The following is a 17581-nucleotide window of genomic DNA, read 5'->3' on the forward strand; positions in this document are numbered from 1 at the left end:
TTTATTGTCCTTTCACCCAAACACGTCTAAACAACACAACACCAGCAAGCACAATCACAAGTCCAATGATTGTATTTTGCAAGTAGTCAGAAGCAGTGTTTGGCAGCTTTCCGCCCTTTACAGTCTTTTCAACCGCTTTAGTAGCTGTTTTTACTGGAATTTCTTTTACGATTTGTTCTGCTTCTTGAAGGTCTTTACCAGTCTCTTTGATTATTTCAGAACCGAACATTTCATTCGTCAGAATGATATCTGCCAGGAAATCACCTTGTTTATTGTAAAGCTCAATCAGCAAGTCTGCACCATCTGTTGACGTCATCGTCATCATGCTTTGTACAGATAATGGTTTTTTCACACCATCTTTAACAAGATAATACTTCACATCAAGCTGCAAAATATCCAGCATGTCGTTCGAGATATCCAATAGCTCAGCAATTTGCTCTGCTGTCAGGTCATCTGCAGAATCGAATTCACCAAATGCCATCATTCTTTCGCTCAATGTATATAGTTGATCCTCAAAATCAGGGTTTTCTTCATAAATTGTTATAAAATGCTCAAGCAATCTGTCCATTTCTTCTTCTGTCAGGTCCATGGATAGGAACAGCTCATCAATCTCTGCTTCTAAATCTGCTCCACCATTCATGTAATAATCTACAGTAGAGTCAAGGTCTTCGATAAATTCATAGTGATCGATAGACTCATCAAACTGCTGAAGATACTCTTCTAATTCATCAGCAGATGCAAAGCCGTATCTTTCTACAAGCTCTTGCAGGTTCTCATCATTGATAAGTGTGCCATAAGTATCATCTAAATAGTAGCCAACATAATCATAAACCTCTTCAGCAAAAAGAAGGTATTCGCTATCAAGAACGTCTTGTCCCACTTCAATATCACCATAATCAGCAAGAAGCTCATTTAACTCTTCTCTTGTTAGATCATAGTCTGTCAAAATTGGCTCGATAGATTCTTCTGTTAATGGTGTGCCCAGCTCATCAGCAGATTCGAAATCTTCCAAATACCAATCTTTGCTTTCTAAGTAATCGATATAATCCTGCTTTTCCCAGCCGATTTCTTCTAAAAATGCTTCGAAATCCTTATCATTAGATTCCATTGCAAACGAAGTTACAGGCAGAAGGCTTAAAGCCAGTAAAATAGCTGTAAACAAACAAAGTAAACGCTTCATTGGTTCCCCCTACTATCTCTATTTTTAGTTTTCAATTTATTATACTTGCAGAAAAAGGGATTAGAAACAAAAATATTTTTCTAAAATAAAATATTTTTGTTGCTTTTTTACTAGAAACCCATACTGAGTAAGAAAAGTAACTTTTTTACAATAAATACATTATACAAAGGGAGATTAGCTTGAAAAAAATCACTTAAATAAGGAAGAATTCCAATCTACATCTGCCGTGTTAAGCAGCTTCAGCATCCTTTCTGCCACTTTTTGATAATCTTCCTTTGTTACGGCATTTTCATAATCAAACCAAATGCCCTCTTGATCTATTGATTTACTTCCCAGTCTGTACCGATTATTCATATGATGAGCTGTAACCTTATTAGGCAGAATCTCTTTTCCCCAAATCATGGTTGTTGCCTCTTTAGGACAAACAGCTAACTCCACAATAAATGAACCTCCCCATTTATTGAATTGGAAGGTAATTAAATCAATATTGTTTTTATTCCTTCTTCTGAAATGGTTAAGAGAACCTTTAAAGCCTTGTCGCCTTAAAACAGGAATGACTACCTCTTTTAACGCAGTGAGCATTTCTCTTCTTTGATCTGACAGCATTCCATTACTCCTTGTCGTGTAGTTAAGTTAGATTGCAGTACTGCTTTCCCTCAATCTTAGCAGCTGTCCTACGCTGAAAAAAATAATTTATTTCTAACACTGTAAACATTTCAAGCAAACAAGCATACTCTAACTCTTGAACAAAATAAAAAGCCCTAATAAAATTAGGACTTTTCCTCAAAAATCTTTCACCATATATGCGTGAATAACATAAGATACATCCTGGGCATAGGCAAATGCCGTTAAAAAAACACATAGAGCTCCCTTTTAGCAGGTAAGCTTACCGGCGGCCTACATTGGTATTCAGCTTTGCCAATTCAGACTCTAACAGGCTCATCAATTCCTTCACTGTAGCACCCTCATTGCCTTTATTGTACACACTCAGCAATAATGTCTTGAAGTCCTCTTTATTGTCAGCCATATTATCGCTCCATTTTTTATTTTTTTATTTCAACAAACATCAGTTCAGGAACATGAAAATATTTTATATTATATGCCTGATTTCCAAGAACGTTATTTAGTGTTAAGCCCTTTCTAAAATGAAAGAGCACAATCCCTGATTGATTCCCATTTTTAACGGCTGATAAACTGGTTAGCTTGGACTAATTTACATAAATGAATAAAGCAGCTAATAACGCTTTGTTATTAGCTGCTTTTAGTTAAATGTTCTGGATAGAGAATTTTTCATGTATATGATTAGAAGCAGAGGGTTACTTGCCGTGCATCTAGATGAATCAATATGCTATTTGATACTAAATATTTTCAAGAAGAGAAAGATATTGAAGTGAGATTTTTTATTGTTTTCTCCATTTTTTCCGCTGGAGAATAACAAATAGGGAGGATATCGTGATGCCCATCAGCAAAGCAAGCACAGCAGCGCCAATATAAAACGGGGCAGACGGCCAGTAATGGTTTGTATAGAAGATAAAACAGGCAAAAATAAGAAGAACAGCTAAAAACAGTTCAAACACTAACGTAACAAACAGAAACGCTAAATAAGGCCTGACAATTGCTTTATGCGACACATGTTCTAACGTCATGCCTTGCCACCAAAGCTCCCCGAGACGGCTGAGTTTCTTCATCCCCCATCACCTCAATTATATTGTTAATTCATTGTATGTTGGGGGTGAGGGAGATTTTCATCGTTCCTTTAAATATTGTCAGCTACATAAATATTAGGATCGAGAAAAGAAGTATTGACCATTAGCAGCAAGTAACCATAAAACTTTTAATTCATTTTTATCTTCACTATTTCCTCTACGCTATTTTTATTTGTATTTAATATAAAATAGACTGCTTTAATATCTTCTACAGCAGCAGTTGCGTCTACTTCATTAAAGGAACTTTTTTCAGTTAATTCTTTAAGTGATGTTAATTTATTTGTCACCTTAACAATGGAGTCATACTCCATATATTTATATACAATTTCTAAATCAGAATTTAATAGCTTATGATAAAAATGCTGCACAGATTGTTGTATATCAGTATTCCTTACAGGAGATTTCTTAGCAATTTCATCTAAAGTATTTTCACATGTATAAATTAGCTCCTCAAGAACTTCCAATCTTACTTTAGACGCTTCTAAAAAAAGCATAAAGTTTCGCCGGTCTATTCTTTCCTTCACTATGTAGCATGTTAATAATGTTCCAATACAAGCCACTATAACTCCAGTTATTCCTCCAATTATTTCATTAAGCATGTAGAAAAGCAGCCATATCCACAACAAAAGAAGCGCAAAAATAATTATATATACTTTATAAGATTTCATTTTTCTCAATTTACCGCCTCCTACGCCTATTATTAAGAAAAGAATATTGCTTTAATACAAATTATAACATTTTTGTATATTTATCTTAATTTAATTCTGTTAAATTAAAAAACTAAAGTCGATTTCGATAAATTATATATTTATTAACTGAGCTACCAAAGATGACACTAGCTACTATAGTACTATGTTTCTGTAGAAAATTGTCGAACTTTTTTTCTTTATCTAAGTAACTATTTAAAGTAATATTAAAAATGCGACAAAATACCTATACAGGAGTTCATATGTTACATTCTATGATAGACAATCAAGAGCTAGATACAGATTGGATAGAATTGATTTCATATGCTAAGGAGATAGGTATGTCCATAGAGGAAATTAGAAAGATTCTCACTATACTTAAACCTGCTTAAGGTTCTTTTTAGCATAATAATCATTCATCATTAACTTTCTCTCCCTTCCATAAGGAAAGGAGAGTTTTTTATTACTTTCCACTATCTCTTCTCAAATACTGGATTAAGATTTCATCCAGTCATGATAAATTCTTTATAAGATGTTGCTGCAAGTTCCCTACCCCAATGTGTCTACAACTAATAAAAATAGCTGTTTCGCTTAGTGTTTAATGAAAAAAAGCAGGAGATTATCTCCTGCTTTTAGTGCTACCTTTTATGTGATTATTTTCACAAATATCCATTGCTCTATTCAAGCCTTACTATAACTTTTTACAGCTGTGCCGTTCTCCAAGCCCGCACATTCTCCCGTCTATACACATCTGCTTTATCCACTGACTGGAACAGATTCATTTTATATTGAACAACCTCTTTTGCAGCGTCAATGCAATCAGGATAAATAGCATTTGGATCCCACAGTTCTGTTTCAGCAAGTATTTCACGACACTTTTTGTAGAAGGCGTATTTATAATCTGAGGAGATATTAACCTTCTGAATGCCGATTTTGACTGCCTCGGCAATCTCCTCATCTGGGTTGGCAGAGCCGCCATGCAAAACTAGCGGGATATCAACAACTTCTTTGATTTGGCGCAAAATATCCATGCGCAGCTGTGGCTTCATGTCTTTTGGATAAATACCGTGACAAGTGCCGATTGCGACTGCTAATGTGTCAACACCAGTGCTTTCAACGAATTCCCTCGCATCTTCTGGTCTTGTGTAAATAACCTCGGTTACGCCACCTTCAATTGTTGTGCCTGTATTGCCAATTGTTCCTAGCTCTCCTTCTACTGACACGCCAAGAGGATGGGCGATATCAACGATTTGCTTTGTAACTCTGATATTTTCTTCAAGAGGTAGAAGCGAACCGTCAATCATGACAGAGCTAAAGCCGACGTGGATAGCTCTCATAATACTTTCCACACTATCGCCATGATCGAGATGAAGCACAAATGGCACATGACTGTTTTTGATCCGGGCAAGTACATAGTGAAAGAAATCATCCTTTGTGAAATCTAGCTCTGTCGGGTGAACGGCGATAATAGCTGGTGAGTTGTTTTTCTCTGCCTCTTCGACAACCACTCTTAAGAAATTACTGTCCGCTACATTAAAGGCTCCTACCGCAAATTGGTGCTCCTGTGCCACTTCTAATAATTGCTTCATGTTTACTAACATTGTCTCTCCCCATTTCGATTAGATTTTTATAAAGACTTGCCTGTTGACTCAGATAAATCCATATAATATTTAACCATTTCCTTGCCAGCATCGACTGTACCTTGGATAAGGCGAACATAATCGACAGTCTCATTTTCCTTTAAGTATTCTTGAATGCTGTTGACTTGAGCCTTCATGAAATCAGAACCAACATTGATTTTATTGATGCCAAGGGCAATTGACTTTTTAATATTTGCTTCTCCGCAGCCTGAGCCACCATGAAGGACAAGGGGTATATTTGTTTCTGCTTTGATTTTCTCGACTATATCAAAGCGGAATGGCGGCACATAGCCGTCTGGGTAGTCGCCATGACTTGAGCCATAAGAAATCGCTAAAGCATCAATTCCTGTTCGTCTTGCATACTCAATAGCTGCATCCGGGTCTGTGTACATATCATCATTGGTGAGATTATTGCGGGAAACAGAGCCGATATTGCCAATCTCTCCTTCCACACTGGCATCATAGGTTTGAGCAAATTCAACCATCTTTTTGGTAATCTCAATATTTTGTTCAAGCGGATAAGCAGATGCATCCATCATCACACTTGAAAAGCCGTCTCTTAAGCATCTTTTCACAAAGCCTACATCCTTGCCATGGTCGAGATTAATTGCAACCTCAACACTTGCGTCGCGTGCCATTTCGATAATCGGCTGTGTCAGCAATTTACTGCCAAGATGTGCTTGTAAATGGTCTTGCAGAAGATCAATGATAACAGGCGCTCTTAATTCTTGAGCTGCTAATATGACGGCCTTTGCTGTCTCTAAATTGAAGCAATTGATAGCCATCACAGCGTATTTTCCTTTGTTGGCACGTGCGAGCATGCCTTTCATGGAAACATACATAAGCCTCTTCCCTCCTGATTAAAATGAGATTTTTACATCAGATAAGTCCATATCTTCTTCCTCTGTTGTTTCCTCCGCTTTATCGACAGGTTCCTTCTTCCAGAAGAACAGCATCAAGCCTGTAACAACAGAACCAATCAATAAGGCAAGACAGAATAGAAATGGATGATTCATTGCGGGAACTATGAACATGCCGCCAGATGGGACAGGTGAGCCTACACCCCACAGCATCGAGAAACCGCCGCCGACTGCTGCACCGAGTGTACAGGAAACAACTACTCTTACGATATCAACAGCAGCAATAGGAATAACACCTTCAGTGATCATACAAACACCCATTGGAAAAGCAATTTTAATATTATCTTCCTCTGATTTCGTATATTTCTTTTTCTTTAATGCTTTTGATAATACCCATGAGATAGCAACACCGAATGGAGGCACCATAGATGCGAGTATTTTAACGGCTTCTGGTTCATATATGCCTTCAAGCAGCAAGCCGTCGGCAAAGAGGGAGGCGACTTTATTGACAGGACCGCCGAAATCAAATGCTGCCATGCCGCCTAAGATTGCCCCAAACACAAACCTCATCGAGCCTTGCATGCTCGTCAAGAACGATGTTAAGCCATCTGTTGCCCACACAATCGGCACCCCAAGTACAAAGAACATGAGAAGCCCGACGACGAGACTGGAGATGAGAGGGATAATCATCATTGGCATAAGCCCTTCCGCCCATCTTGGCACCTTCAAGTTATTCTTTAAGAAGAGTACAAAGTAACCGACAATAAAACCGCCAAGCATGCCTCCTAAGAAGCCAGCACCAATCGCATTAGCAATCAACCCCATCAGCAAGCCTGGTGCAATACCTGGACGATCAGCAATCGAGTAGGCAATCGCCCCGGCAATGACCGGAGCAAGCAGGCCCATTCCTAGTACACCTAATGACACAAGAGCAGATGGAATCGAGAAGGCTTCTTGATAGTTTTCAATAACAGTCCCGCCTGTCAGATTCCCGATCGCAATTAGTAAACCTGAAGCCACTACTAATGGCAGCATATAGGAAATTGCAGTTAACGCATGCTTTTTAATTTGCAGTTTTTTCAGCATATAAAAGACCCCTTCACTGGTTTTTGTTTAATTCAGCTTCAATCTTTTTGTATAGCTGCTTAGGTGCTTTAATAGCAATATGTGTCGGCACCTCCACAATTCTTTTGCCTTTAAATCGCTCCTTTCCGCTCACCTTTATATCTGCGGCAATGATGACAAGATCAGCTGCTTTTATTTCATCCGCTGTCAGCTCATCCTCAATCCCGATTGTTCCTTGTGTCTCAATCCTGACTTTATGGCCAAACTCCTGTCCTGCCTTAATCAGCTTTTCCTTCGCAATATACGTATGAGCAATTCCAGAGGTACAAGCAGAGATTCCAACAATGTTCATAAGATATTCCTCCTGTCAGTTGTTTTCAGCAAAGATCTCAATGAATTCTTTTCTTGTCTTAAGGGACTGGAACTTTTCAATTTTCTCCTCATCAGCAAGCAAGACAGCAACCTTCTGCAGGAGCTTAATATGGGTTGTTGTCTTGTCGCTATTCTTGACAGCAAATAAGATAATAATATTAATCGGTCCCCCGTCCAGCGACTCCCACTCTATCTCCTTATTTGTCCTGCCGATGGCAATTGATGTCTTTTGAACAAAGTCTGACTTACCGTGAGGAATGGCAATCCCCTTTTCCAAGCCAGTCGGCCCGGCATTTTCACGAAAAAGGACATCCTCTATAAATGCTTCTTCATCTGTTACGCAACCGTTTACAAATAACAGGTGGGTTAATTCAGCAATAACACCAAGCTTAGTTGTCGCCTGTAAATCGAGATTAATTAACTCCTCTGTCACAACTTTTGTAAAGTCTAAGTCATCCATTTTCACATCCATTTTGATCCTCCTATTTAATTCTTTATAGCCATCATCTGTTATAGATGATTACTTGATTTTTGTAGTAATCTTTAATGAACTGATCAATCTTGTATTTATCATCTTCATTTAATATCGGGCTGACCAGGATTGTCGGCTTGTCGCTGATACTGTGTGTTTTCACTGTGGAAATGACCAGCTCAACATCCTCATAATCAGACTGCTTAATGCGCTCTTGAGCGATGATTTTATTAATGTGAATATTCGGAAAGTTTTTCCTGATTTTTTCGCTCAGCATATGAGACGTGCCAACACCACTCGTACATTCAATTAAAATCGGAATCTGGTTCACAAAGCGATCATCATAGGAAATTTGAAAATACAGCGTAATATAACCAATTTCTTCATCTGTCAGATGCTTATCATAGATACCTTCTTCCATTAATTCATTTGCCGAAAATCGAACAAGCTGAAAAATATTAGAGAAATTCGTTTTAATTGATTTCAAGATTGGATTAATAATATAAATCTGATGATTAAGGCGATAAACCATAGAGTGAAGATGCATCGTCAATCTTTCCCGCAGCTCTCTGTCCTCTGTAAACCGGTAGCCGCTGTTTCTCGAGACTCTGGAAATAAGCTGGTCTGCGAGAGCAATAACCTGGTTATTCAACAATACTTCAGACTGCTGGTTAAGCAGAAATCGGGAGTTAAGCTTATAAGCCTTTAAAATATAGTAGAGATTCAGCATTTCATAATGCTTTAATTGGAAGGAAAAGTGCTTTTCAAGCTTTTCAGCTAAAGAACGAACCATTGGATAGATGGCAGAGCTGTCGTCAATCTGTTCATAGATGATTTCCTCATTAGGAAACAGCTGGAGATGATGCGCTTGCTTTTCAATAATGGATAAAAGGGAGCAAAACAAAGTTAAATAATAGGGCTGATCTAAAAGCAAGTCCTGTTCCTCCTGAAACTCATGGAGAATCTGCTTTATTTCTGCTAATCTCCCATTCTTCACCTGAATGTCCTTAATGGAATCGGGAATATCATACTGACAAAACGGATCGCCAATCTGCGTTAAATAGCTTTCAATAATAACAGCCATCAGCCTATACAGAGAGAATTGATCACCACTGATGAAGGTTCCCTCATTCGTCCGAGATAAGCGGATGCCATATGGCACAAGCTTCTTCTCAATATGCTTAAAATCATTCAAGATAGAGCTCTGACTGACAAAATAGCGCTCCGAGATTTTCTGAATAGAAGTCTTGCATGGGGCAATCGAAAGGAGAAATAACAACAAATCTAAACGCCGCTCATTAGGATGCTCGAACTGATCAGAATGTGCTGACTCCTCTTCTTCCCATATCTCCAGCAAATAACCATTATTCTCTTTCTTCGTGAGCCGATAAGCAGAGCAATGATTCCCAATATCCTGCATATCACGATAAATCGTCTTCCGTGAAACAGCCAGCCGCTCCGCCAACTCAGAGGCCGTCACAAACCTCCTCTCTCCCAGCAGAATTTCAATAATTTCACATTGACGCTTATTCATGAACTTTCATCACCTCGTTTCTATGCTCTTATCTTACCAACGTGTAAGCGGATACACAATTACAATTTTGGGGTGGATTTTGTGTCCTTATTGGAGGGAGTAATGTGGAAAAAGAAAATCCCTCCTATCGCTATGAGGGATTTTCTAACTGGTAAAAATAGTGAGTTCTCCTTCTATACTAATCAAGCTTAGTTGTTAATATTAATTAGAACTAAACAAATAAGGTTTTAAAAAATGTTATATTTCTTGAACTTATCTAAAGTAATAACATGGGGATTGTTATAAATATATTGCAAATACTCTAGTGTATTATCTCTTTTTTCATAACCTTGCCAAGTTAGAAACCAACTCCAAGGGACCTGGTAATCTATGATAAGATCTGGATCTGGAATTGGACCATTTTCAGACATAGCCACTAATTTTTTCCCTTGAACAAGCTTTTCCAAATTTTCAAATTCATTAATCATTGTACCCTTATCTCTTAACTTTGGATAGGAATCATAACTTACAATGTCTACGTAATTGTTCCCAGGATACCAATTCTCTGACGACGAATTCCAAACCCATATCAAATTGTTTATATTATGATAATTGGTTAAACGATTATATAAAAGAATATATAATTTCTTTGCAGGTTCTGGTCCTTTTGCGCCCCACCAAAACCACCCGCCTTCGGCTTCATGTAGTGGGCGAAAAATAACGGGTACACCAGCATCTTGAAGTCTTTTTAGCTGTGTGGCTATAACATCGATATCTTGCAAAAGCAGTTTATATTCTTGCGAATTAGTGTGGTTCATTGCATAATCAATGTCAAAAGTTGTGGAACCAGATCTTAGGCCGTTATCCCACTTGTCACTTTGCTGATTCATTATTCCGAGAGGAGCAATCCAATGCCATGAAAAGGTAACAATACCTCCCTCATTATTCCAACTAATAGCTTGTTGTACTTGGTCATTAGTAACATCTCCTGTTGTATAATCTTGAAAATCAAAACCTGCAACAGCTGGTTTTCTTCCGAGATTTTCATATAACCAATTAATCGAAGCCATATTCTGTTGACCAGATAATATTTTCTCTCCATTTATCTCAATTAAGAATTCCATCAATTTTTTTGTATTTTTAGTTGCATTATTGTTAGAAAGTTCATATCCTAACAATTTACTTGTTGTTTCTTCTACTGTTATTGAATCAATCTCGTAGCTACCTCCACCGTTTGAAATCTTCAAGATATTTTCACCTTTTTGTAAAACTACTCTTTTTCCATTACTTTCAGTGAATTTATTAGTTTCTAAAAGAGTTAACGGAAGAGGCTCCTTGCCATTTAGACTAATATTTATTTGCTTTTGACCTATCTCACTAGGAAGTCTATAAGTAAACTTTATTAAATATTCTCCTTTTGAAGGGGTATTAACTTTAATTATTAGTGAATCTGTTCCATCATTAAAGTTGGTAATATACCCATCACCTGTGTAACCAGAATTTTCATTACTTATATCGACTCCATTTAAAATACCCTCCTCTGCTTGATAGGTTTTAGTATAGTTTTTAGATTCCTTCTCTTTGAATGGAAAATATTTTAGTATCACGAACACAAGGAATATAGATATTACTAAAACTATTAAAATTATTAATCGTAGTTTTGAGTTTCCCTTATTTGTAAATAATGGTAAATTAAGAATCTTGATTCCCTCCCCTTTGTATTCCGACAACAACCAACACCAAGTCATAACTTAATAGTAATAAACTTAGGCAATCTAGATAACTAGATTTCGCAATAAATACTTATTAAAAATTAATAAATGAATTAAAGCAGCAACATTGTTTTATCCTTGTAAAACCACCTTGTAGTATAGAAATCATATGGTAAGTCATGTCTAAGAGGTCAGCACTCATTTTTATCAAAAAACTCTTTTATATAAATAAGGGAGGGAATAAGTGGTATTATCACACTTAAATGATAGACTTCACTATTTCACATTAATTGCTGAGCCTTTTTTTCCTATAATAGGAAACCTATATAAAATTTTTTTCATTATAATTTTTATTGTATCGAGTCTTAAGTTATTATAAATACTTTTACAATTTTCTTTCGTCCAATCAAGCATTACTTTGTAATCACTTTTATTTTTTGCAGAGTTTTTTAAGAAATAAGATACCGTAACATAAACACTATTGTTATACCATTTGTCAACTTCTTCACTTTCATAACCGAAATTGTCTATAGCCATATTCCTTATAATCATTTTTTCTTGTAAATTTTGAATTATAAAGTCACTCTTCAAGTTAAAGGTTATATTGTTACCATGTATTCTATAGACACCCGCAATTGAATCAAGAAAGCCTGCGTCTCCAACCAGTAATGATCTTAAGTATATTGAAGAATCATTAACCATCTTCATATTAAGAATGTCCATTTCTATTAGTGCCCTTCTCTTAAAAACTGTAGTTAACGTTGACGCAGGCTTTGGGTAACCTTCTTTTTCGAAGTTGATAAAATAATCATACCTTTTTACTACCTTACTTAAATTAAGTTCTGAGACTTCTAATGCATTTGTTTCCGTATTCTCAAAAAAGACATTAGCTGCGACAAATGATACATTGGGATTTTTTTGATGAAAATCTATTGCCTTACTAATATAATTGGAATCAATAAGATAATCGTCATCATCTAAAAATAAGATATAATCCCCATCTGCATGAGAAGTAAATGCTTTTAAACGATTTGTTCCAGGTCCCTCATTTTTTTTATTTCTCATATAAATTACCTTTGAGTTACCTGAATACTTATCCTCCATTAACATGCTTGTGCCATCTTGAGAGTTATCATCTATTACAATAATCTCTATATTTGAATAGTCTTGATTTAGGATACTTTCAATTACTTGATGTAAAAATTTCTCTCTATTATATGTTGTAATAATTACATTTATCTTTGGCAATAGATTACTTTCAGAGATAATTATCCTTTTATTTAATAATTTATTATCAAAGAACTTTAGAGTTATCAGAGACTCAAATAACCGTCGATTATCTTTCGGAGTTATTAAAAATTGAGTCTCTAAATAAAAATTAAAAACCTCTTCAGATATCTTCCCTTTTATAACAGCTTTACACACTTGAATAAAGCCTTTTATATAATCTCGCTGTAAAATAGAACTTTGTCTAATCAATTCTTTATTTAAAAATTGAGTAAAATCGGTAATATTATCAATTTTGTTAATTTCTTTGCTTTTTTTTGTAAAACAATCAATAATCATATTTCCAGCTTGTTTCATTTCATTTAATAATTCCATACATGCCCCCCCCAGTCCTTACCCAATTTCTGTATAGCAGGAGTTTTTTATTTTACACTAGATTGTTTTCTTTTAAATTGATTCATAACTTTAATAATAATTTCCTTAGTATATAAAAATACATCTCTGTCAATAAGGGAATTAACAGATGCAAAAATGATAACAGTTATGGCTAATAATAAAGTAGCAATAATAAAGATTGAAATATAAGAAGATGGATAGATATTTATCCACTTTGCAATTGTCACAATTAATAAAAACACCACAATATTTGTAATCCATCTTCTTATTGTAATCCAAACAGTTCTCTCAAGTATCTTCTTATTTGCATAATATACAATATCAATTGCTCGATATAAAAGCGCTATAATTGTACCTATTAATACTCCATAAATACCAAAAAACTGAACTAATATAATTGAACAAACTAGATTAATTACACACTCGAAAATTGCACGGTTTTGGGTTTTTTTAAAATGCCCAGCAATATTTATAACATTATTAGAGGTTGCTCTAGCATTAACTAATAATTTCAAAGCCACAAATAATATTGGTATTGTAACATCAATGTAATTAATGTCAGTAATTCCATTTGTATACAAATCCATAAAAGGTAAAATCATGATATACGCAACAGTAAATAAAGAAAATACAAAGGACATAAAACAAACTTCGTAAGCATTATAAAGTTTTAAAAATTTATCTCTGCTTTCATGGAAAGTTTGTCCCAGGGCAAATGTCACACTACTATTAACCATATTGATGATATTATCAAGTACAGTAAAAAGCATGTTATATAAAACATAAACACTGACAACTTTTAAATTTGTAAATATGGTCAATATAAGAACATCTGAATTATTAAATATCAAATATGATACTTGATGGATTAAAACTGATTTTTTTTGTGAAATAGCATCAAAATCAGGCTTAACCTTTAAATTTAACCATTTATAATTTCTATTAATATAGATTTGATAAATAACAATTTGTAAAATCATTAAAATAAAATGAGTTGTTTGAATTGCTATAATATTATATCCTTTTAATATAAATACTATCTTAATTGCATTGATTAAAATATTTATAATAGTTGTAATAGATGTATCAATATAACTTTTTCCTTCTGCTATTAAGAATACCTTGTAAGTACCTTGAAAATAAAAATTAATAGCTCCTCCCATACCCGTAACGAGAATTACAAACATAATTGTAATATTATCAATGGATGCATCAATAAAAAGTGGGTATAAAATGGCTATAAGAATAATACAAATAAAATAGTAAATACCTGTTTTTTTATAATAACTTGAAGTAGCAGATAAGATAGAATTTATATTTGCTCTATCACCACCAGCTACATGTTTATATAATGCCTGTAAAGACGCCGCTCCAACCCCTGCTTCTAAAAGGGTCATATATACAATAATCTGTCCTATGGAAGATAATAAACCATTCACTTCTGATCCAAAATTAACCAAAAGTAAACGAGGAATCAATATACCTAATGCTATTATTAGTAGTTGACTAATTAGCCCAAGGGATAAATTGATCAAACTTCTTTTAGCTCTCATATTTACTCCTTAAGATTCTTTATATTTCACTTGATCATTCACTAAGTATTTATCTAGATTTAGAAATTGTAATTTCGAATCATCTATAATATATTCCATATTTAATTTTTTATATGATAGATTTTCTAAGGCTTGTGTTTCAAGCTTTTCAATATCCTCAATATTACAATATTCCCCCTGAAAATTTATATCTTTTAGTACATTGGTCATCTTTTTACTATAAATAATAGGATACACTTTTTTATTTAAAAGAAAACCAAGAATCATGGAGTGAAATCTAGTTGCATATATTGTTTCAACTTTATTAAATTCAGTTAAGGCTAAATCTAAATTGTTCTCATAGTTAAAAACATTAATTTTATGTTTTTTATTTTCGTCTACTAGTTCTAATAACTCCTCTATCGCTTTTTCATCACCTTCATACTTACAAAATGAGAACAATGTTATATTATAATCAAGTTTGATATAATACTCACAAATATCCTTCAACTTCAATAAATAGACTTCCTTAAATCTAGCTAAGTCATCTCTATTAGTTAAATCTATTAATGAAATACCAATATTTTTTTCTTTAGATATATTGTCTTTTTGGTAATTTAAATTAAAAACTACATCTTGAGCTACTCGAACACAAGATAACTCCTTAAATAACTCGTAAGATTTATAATCTCTAAAACAAATATCATCATATCTTTCAAAAACTTTTTTATATCTTTCTAGAAAATCAATATTTTCAAATGGACCAAAATTGCAACCTAGTAAAAAATTACGCTTATTATTAATTAGTTTACCATTATCTATTTTTATTTTTTTTTCCCAATTCTCTTTCTCCATAAAAAGAGAGCCACCTATATATATGTGTGCGTCCATAAATAATCCAATAATTGATTTAATTAAAGATCTATTAAAGTACAAGTTCGAAAATTTATCGATTACCTTAAAAAGAAAATTTTTATATACATAATTTAAATTTTTTATTTCACTAAATACACTAAGCTTTTTTTTACTATCATAAATATAGAATTGAGTTTGGGGATATCTTTCACATAATATTTTTACAAACAAATCATCACCTAAGTTATTGTTCAAATATGCTGATATAAAAACTTTTTTCAAAAAAACACCTCATCTTATATAACAATTAAAATGTACTTATTTTTAGTATGAGTATAATAGAGCTCAATTTTAATAGTAACTAACATTAATGAATAGTAGCGTAACTTACTAAATTAATGAGTAATCTACCTTTGAGTATATATCAATTCACTTTTGTTTTTTACAATAGTATTACTGGGTATTGATTTATAAACTAAACAATTGGCTCCAATAATTACATTATCTCCAATAGTAACATTATTTAGGATAGTGACATTACTACCAATCCAACAATTATTACCAATTGTTATTTTCCCTATCTTGAATCCTTGATCTTTGATGTTTTGGTTTATATCTGAAAAATCATGATTATGGTCATAAAACTTTACATTTTCACCAAAGATAGTATTATTTCCGATTTCAATATTACCTAAGCATGATATTGAACAATTATAATTGAAGAAACATCCATCTCCTATTATCACTCTTCCTTTATTCCCAATAACTAATTTAAAACCTTTTAAAACACTTAACCTTTTTCCGAAAATAATTTTTTTACCATATAAAAGTTTAAATTGTAACTTTTTTAAAAAAAAATACATTTTCTTCCAAATCTTTACTATAAGATTAGATATTATAAAATGCACTTTAGCACTCCATTCAAAAGTTTATTTTCTCAATTACTGTAAAAGCAATAATCACAGATTAAACATCAATTATCAACACTTAACTTCAATCTCCGTCCAACTTGTAAATAAACGAGTTATATCTTCATCTACTAATTCACTACCACTCTGTATCTCTATTATTTCAATCTCTGATGTTGCCATTATCGCATGCTTTGTATATCTTGGAATTTCAATAACGTCTCCTACTTGTATATTTCTACTTTCTCCATTCAGAATGACTACTCCCTCCCCTTTAGTCACCGTCCAAACTTCGCTTCGCTTGCTATGATAATGGTAGCTCAAATTTTTATCTTCATAAATACATATTCTTTTTGTTAACACTTCTTCTTCTTTACTATACTTCGTATAATCTAAAACTTTATACCATCCCCACCAACGTTCTTCATACATTGGACGTTGCTCCCAATCACCTACTAGTTCTTTGACTCTAGGACTGGCTTCTTTATCACTTATTAAAATACCATCGGGACTAACTGCAACTACTACATTAGAGACTCCTAATAATGAAACTGGAATATCTAATTCATTGATAATATGAGCATTCTCACAATCTATACTTTTATTACCTTTACCTAAAATACTAATATCCATTTCTTCAGTTAAAGTATTCCAGGTCCCAAGATCTTTCCATGAACCGTTATACGGTAAAGCCACAATATTTTTTGTATTTTCTACTACTTCATAATCAAAACTTATCTTAGGTAACATATCATAATTATTAAATAAATCGTTATATTCTAACGGTAAATTCTTGTTTTCCAATATTGATATAATGCTTCCTAATTTAAAAGCAAAGACTCCACAATTCCAAAGTGCATTGTTATCTATTAGTCTAGAAGCTTCGCTTTTGTCAGGTTTTTCTTTAAAGTGACTAACCTCTATAAAGTTTTCGACATTATCATTGGACTTCGGTACAATATACCCATACTTCTCAGATGGATATGTTGGCTTAACACCTATTAACCCTAGATCTGCATCATGACTATTTAATAGCTCTTCTAGTTCTAATAATTTTAAAAAAAAGTTATCTTCTACATAAGGATCAACCGGAAGTACTGCTATCGTTTCGTCTAATCCAACTTTTAGTTCAGAAAATAGATATGATACAGTTAGTGCTATTGCTGGAAATGTATCACGGCGCTCAGGTTCTACTATAACAGTAGCCTTATTTCCAAGTTGACTTTGTATCATCTCTAACTGTGACGAGCTTGTAGTTATAATAGTTGATTGTTCTAGACCAATATTCTCTAACTGCTCCCAAACTCGTTGAACCATCGACTGACGAACTTCACCTTTTTTGTTTGGTAAGACCTTAAGAAATTGTTTAGAACGTGAATCATTAGATAATGGCCATAGACGTTTTCCTGACCCACCTGACAATAATATTAATTTCATATTTATCACATCACCTTACA

Annotated in this window: 18 protein-coding genes; 1 reads left to right on the plus strand and 17 read right to left on the minus strand. The window is 33.8% G+C overall.

The window, feature by feature from the left end:
- Window position 1: 1 nt before the first annotated feature.
- The 5 genes from L8T27_RS17450 to L8T27_RS17470 form a co-directional block, all read right to left on the minus strand.
- Window positions 2-1180, minus strand: coding sequence for a processed acidic surface protein (locus L8T27_RS17450; RefSeq protein WP_237941983.1), 1179 nt, complete (start codon window positions 1178-1180; stop codon window positions 2-4).
- A gap of 189 nt (window positions 1181-1369) precedes the next feature.
- On the minus strand, window positions 1370-1786 hold the full coding sequence (locus L8T27_RS17455) for a DUF4304 domain-containing protein (RefSeq protein WP_237941984.1): 417 nt from the start codon (window positions 1784-1786) through the stop codon (window positions 1370-1372).
- Between the two features lie 280 nt (window positions 1787-2066).
- A complete protein-coding gene (locus tag L8T27_RS17460) occupies window positions 2067-2207 on the minus strand; it encodes a hypothetical protein (RefSeq protein WP_233315781.1) in 141 nt (46 codons plus the stop codon).
- Window positions 2208-2580: 373 nt separating this feature from the next.
- The gene (locus L8T27_RS17465) at window positions 2581-2868 is read right to left on the minus strand and encodes a hypothetical protein (protein WP_233315782.1); all 288 of its coding nucleotides are present in this window, start codon (window positions 2866-2868) and stop codon (window positions 2581-2583) included.
- A gap of 146 nt (window positions 2869-3014) precedes the next feature.
- Window positions 3015-3563, minus strand: a complete 549-nt coding sequence (locus L8T27_RS17470) for a hypothetical protein (RefSeq protein WP_237941985.1) — start codon at window positions 3561-3563, stop codon at window positions 3015-3017.
- 284 nt (window positions 3564-3847) lie between these two features.
- Here L8T27_RS17470 and sinI point away from each other — a divergent pair, with 284 nt between their 5' ends.
- Window positions 3848-3964 carry a DNA-binding anti-repressor SinI gene (gene sinI / locus L8T27_RS17475; protein ID WP_233316137.1) on the plus strand — a complete coding sequence of 39 codons (117 nt, stop codon included), beginning with the start codon at window positions 3848-3850 and terminating at the stop codon, window positions 3962-3964.
- A gap of 309 nt (window positions 3965-4273) precedes the next feature.
- Here the strand turns inward: sinI and L8T27_RS17480 are convergent, their stop codons facing one another.
- The 12 genes from L8T27_RS17480 to L8T27_RS17535 form a co-directional block, all read right to left on the minus strand.
- Entirely contained in the window at window positions 4274-5173 is a 900-nt protein-coding gene (locus L8T27_RS17480) for a ketose-bisphosphate aldolase (protein ID WP_233315784.1), read from the minus strand.
- A gap of 26 nt (window positions 5174-5199) precedes the next feature.
- A complete protein-coding gene (locus tag L8T27_RS17485; RefSeq protein ID WP_237941986.1) occupies window positions 5200-6054 on the minus strand; it encodes a class II fructose-bisphosphate aldolase in 855 nt (284 codons plus the stop codon).
- 18 nt (window positions 6055-6072) lie between these two features.
- Entirely contained in the window at window positions 6073-7155 is a 1083-nt protein-coding gene (locus L8T27_RS17490; protein ID WP_237942350.1) for a PTS fructose transporter subunit IIC, read from the minus strand.
- Between the two features lie 16 nt (window positions 7156-7171).
- Entirely contained in the window at window positions 7172-7489 is a 318-nt protein-coding gene (locus L8T27_RS17495) for a PTS fructose transporter subunit IIB (protein WP_233315786.1), read from the minus strand.
- A gap of 15 nt (window positions 7490-7504) precedes the next feature.
- Window positions 7505-7975: a PTS sugar transporter subunit IIA gene (locus L8T27_RS17500; RefSeq protein WP_396953783.1), complete on the minus strand. Its 471-nt coding sequence runs from the start codon at window positions 7973-7975 to the stop codon at window positions 7505-7507.
- Between the two features lie 37 nt (window positions 7976-8012).
- Entirely contained in the window at window positions 8013-9515 is a 1503-nt protein-coding gene (locus L8T27_RS17505) for a BglG family transcription antiterminator (RefSeq protein WP_237941987.1), read from the minus strand.
- Window positions 9516-9742: 227 nt separating this feature from the next.
- Window positions 9743-11224 carry a glycosyl hydrolase gene (locus tag L8T27_RS17510; protein WP_237941988.1) on the minus strand — a complete coding sequence of 494 codons (1482 nt, stop codon included), beginning with the start codon at window positions 11222-11224 and terminating at the stop codon, window positions 9743-9745.
- Window positions 11225-11482: 258 nt separating this feature from the next.
- Window positions 11483-12808 carry a glycosyltransferase family 2 protein gene (locus tag L8T27_RS17515; RefSeq protein WP_237941989.1) on the minus strand — a complete coding sequence of 442 codons (1326 nt, stop codon included), beginning with the start codon at window positions 12806-12808 and terminating at the stop codon, window positions 11483-11485.
- Between the two features lie 47 nt (window positions 12809-12855).
- Window positions 12856-14382, minus strand: a complete 1527-nt coding sequence (locus L8T27_RS17520) for an oligosaccharide flippase family protein (RefSeq protein WP_237941990.1) — start codon at window positions 14380-14382, stop codon at window positions 12856-12858.
- A 9-nt stretch (window positions 14383-14391) separates the two neighbouring features.
- Window positions 14392-15498 (minus strand): polysaccharide pyruvyl transferase family protein, encoded by a 1107-nt coding sequence (locus L8T27_RS17525; protein ID WP_237941991.1) that lies wholly within the window; start codon window positions 15496-15498, stop codon window positions 14392-14394.
- A 125-nt stretch (window positions 15499-15623) separates the two neighbouring features.
- A complete protein-coding gene (locus L8T27_RS17530; protein WP_237941992.1) occupies window positions 15624-16124 on the minus strand; it encodes an acyltransferase in 501 nt (166 codons plus the stop codon).
- Between the two features lie 72 nt (window positions 16125-16196).
- Window positions 16197-17561, minus strand: a complete 1365-nt coding sequence (locus L8T27_RS17535) for a sugar phosphate nucleotidyltransferase (RefSeq protein ID WP_237941993.1) — start codon at window positions 17559-17561, stop codon at window positions 16197-16199.
- Between the last annotated feature and the right edge of the window lie 20 nt (window positions 17562-17581).

It is taken from the genome of Niallia sp. Man26 (assembly GCF_022049065.2).
Lineage (GTDB): Bacteria > Bacillota > Bacilli > Bacillales > Cytobacillaceae > Niallia.

Bases quoted from the DNA above. Each gene is read 5' to 3' on its own strand.
- L8T27_RS17450 (WP_237941983.1), bottom strand. From the start codon at position 1,180: ATGAAGCGTTTACTTTGTTTGTTTACAGCTATTTTACTGGCTTTAAGC.
- L8T27_RS17455 (WP_237941984.1), bottom strand. From the start codon at position 1,786: ATGCTGTCAGATCAAAGAAGAGAAATGCTCACTGCGTTAAAAGAGGTA.
- L8T27_RS17460 (WP_233315781.1), bottom strand. From the start codon at position 2,207: ATGGCTGACAATAAAGAGGACTTCAAGACATTATTGCTGAGTGTGTAC.
- L8T27_RS17465 (WP_233315782.1), bottom strand. From the start codon at position 2,868: ATGAAGAAACTCAGCCGTCTCGGGGAGCTTTGGTGGCAAGGCATGACG.
- sinI (WP_233316137.1), top strand. From the start codon at position 3,848: ATGATAGACAATCAAGAGCTAGATACAGATTGGATAGAATTGATTTCA.
- L8T27_RS17480 (WP_233315784.1), bottom strand. From the start codon at position 5,173: ATGTTAGTAAACATGAAGCAATTATTAGAAGTGGCACAGGAGCACCAA.
- L8T27_RS17485 (WP_237941986.1), bottom strand. From the start codon at position 6,054: ATGTATGTTTCCATGAAAGGCATGCTCGCACGTGCCAACAAAGGAAAA.
- L8T27_RS17495 (WP_233315786.1), bottom strand. From the start codon at position 7,489: ATGAACATTGTTGGAATCTCTGCTTGTACCTCTGGAATTGCTCATACG.
- L8T27_RS17505 (WP_237941987.1), bottom strand. From the start codon at position 9,515: ATGAATAAGCGTCAATGTGAAATTATTGAAATTCTGCTGGGAGAGAGG.
- L8T27_RS17515 (WP_237941989.1), bottom strand. From the start codon at position 12,808: ATGGAATTATTAAATGAAATGAAACAAGCTGGAAATATGATTATTGAT.
- L8T27_RS17520 (WP_237941990.1), bottom strand. From the start codon at position 14,382: ATGAGAGCTAAAAGAAGTTTGATCAATTTATCCCTTGGGCTAATTAGT.
- L8T27_RS17535 (WP_237941993.1), bottom strand. From the start codon at position 17,561: ATGAAATTAATATTATTGTCAGGTGGGTCAGGAAAACGTCTATGGCCA.